The following is a 1,679-nucleotide window of genomic DNA, read 5'->3' on the forward strand; positions in this document are numbered from 1 at the left end:
CGAGGTCTTCTCGACCGAGGGCACCCAGGCCGTGTTCGACGCGATCCCGGGGCGCCGCAAGCGGCTGGTGTTCTGTGAGGGTGATCACGACGACTGGCCCACGGAGCTGATCCGCGCATCGGTCACCTTCATCAACCAGCAACTGCGGGTAGGACCGGGCGGCCAGGAAGAAGCAAGCATGCTCCGTCCACGGCCGGAGCGGTGATGAACTCGCTGGTCTCGACGACCCGACGATGCGAGTGTTCGGGCGTGCCCGAGGACCACTTCGCTGACATCGCCGCCCGCTACGACGAGACGGCGGGCTCGATGTTCGACGCCGACGTGCTCGGTCCGACGGTCGACGTGCTGGAAGGGCTCGCCGATGACGGTGCTGCCCTCGAGCTCGCCGTCGGCACGGGCCGGGTCGCCCTGCCGCTCGCGGCCCGCGGGGTGCCCGTGTCGGGCATCGAGCTCTCCACCGCCATGGCCGAGCAGCTCCGAGCCAAGGACGGTGCGCAGCGCATCGCGGTGACCATCGGCGACATGGCCACGACCCGGGTCGAGGGCGCCTTCCGGCTCGTGTACCTGGTGTACAACACGATCGGGAACCTGGCGACCCAGGACCGGCAGGTGGCGTGCTTCGCCAACGCCGCCGCCCACCTCGAGCCCGGCGGCTGCTTCGTGGTCGAGGTGGGGGTGCCCGACCTGCGGCGCCTGCCCCCCGGCGAGGACGCAGTCGTGTTCTCCCACGCCCCGGGCTACGTGGGCTATGACCGCTACACCGACCTCGTCGCCCAGCAGGCCACGTCGCACCACTTCGTCGCCGACGGGTCGGGCACGCGCGAGTTCACGACGCCGTTCCGGTACGTGTGGCCGTCCGAGCTCGACCTGATGGCCGAGCTCTCCGGCCTGTCGCGGCGCGACCGGTGGGCCGGTTGGGACCGCTCGCCCTTCACCGGCGAGAGCACGTCGCACGTCTCGGTCTGGGAGAAGACCGGCCCTTGAGACCCTGCGCGCCGTCAGGCGGTCACGGTCGCGGGAGCGGGGATCACTGGATGCAGAGCTCGTTGCCTTCGGGGTCGGCGAGGGTGGTGTGGCGGCCGGCGGGCTCGTCGATCTCGTAGAGCATCGTGGCGCCGAGGGCGGTGATGCGCTCGACCTCGGCGGCGCCGCGGTCGCGGCCCACGTTCAGGTCGAGGTGGACCCGGTTCTTGCCGTCCTTGGGCGCGTCGGTCCGCTGGAACAGCAGGCGGGGCCCGCTGCCGTCGGCCGGCCGGGCGCCGACCAGGTCGTTCCACCACATCTGGCCGTCGGCCTCGAAGACGTCGGCGTCGGTGGCGTGGCCGGCGGCGAGCACGCCGCGGATCAGCTCGGTGGTGTCCTCGACCTGGCAACCGAGGGCGGCGGCCCAGAACCGGGCCTGGGCGTGGGGGTCGAGGGCGTCGATGACGACCTGGACGGAGGTGGGGGTGGTGTCGGTGGCCACGGGTCCAGTGTGGCTCCGACCGGGGCGTCCTGTCGGTGGCGGAGACCGGGCCCAGCACGGCCGCTCACCGCGTGCCAGAATCGATCGACGACGAGAACCGTGAGGTGCGACGTGACCGACGAGCCCGGACCCGTGTTGGATCAGGTCAACCTGGTCGTGAAGGACATGGAGGCGATGGCCGCCTTCTACGCCCGGCTCGGCCTGGAGATGCAGG

The 1,679-nt window shown here is 71.5% G+C and carries 3 protein-coding genes; 2 read left to right on the forward strand and 1 reads right to left on the reverse strand.

The features are described 5' to 3' along the window. Together VNL12_RS09860 and VNL12_RS09865 are read left to right on the forward strand one after the other, a co-directional pair. A partial coding sequence (locus VNL12_RS09860; RefSeq protein WP_325594039.1) for a hypothetical protein occupies positions 1-205 on the forward strand: 205 nt, incomplete at its 5' end. Positions 206-306: 101 nt separating this feature from the next. Then, entirely contained in the window at positions 307-984 is a 678-nt protein-coding gene (locus VNL12_RS09865; protein WP_349257831.1) for a class I SAM-dependent methyltransferase, read from the forward strand. Between the two features lie 43 nt (positions 985-1,027). On the opposite strand, the gene VNL12_RS09870 is transcribed toward VNL12_RS09865, so the two are convergent. Further along, positions 1,028-1,465 (reverse strand): VOC family protein, encoded by a 438-nt coding sequence (locus VNL12_RS09870; protein WP_325594041.1) that lies wholly within the window; start codon positions 1,463-1,465, stop codon positions 1,028-1,030. Positions 1,466-1,679: the final 214 nt, after the last annotated feature.

The organism is Iamia sp. (assembly GCF_035575815.1).
In the GTDB taxonomy this organism is placed as follows: domain Bacteria; phylum Actinomycetota; class Acidimicrobiia; order Acidimicrobiales; family Iamiaceae; genus Iamia.

What these genes read in the sequence shown, in the direction of transcription:
- VNL12_RS09865 (WP_349257831.1), top strand. Translation starts at nt 307, where the DNA reads ATGTTCGACGCCGACGTGCTCGGTCCGACGGTCGACGTGCTGGAAGGG.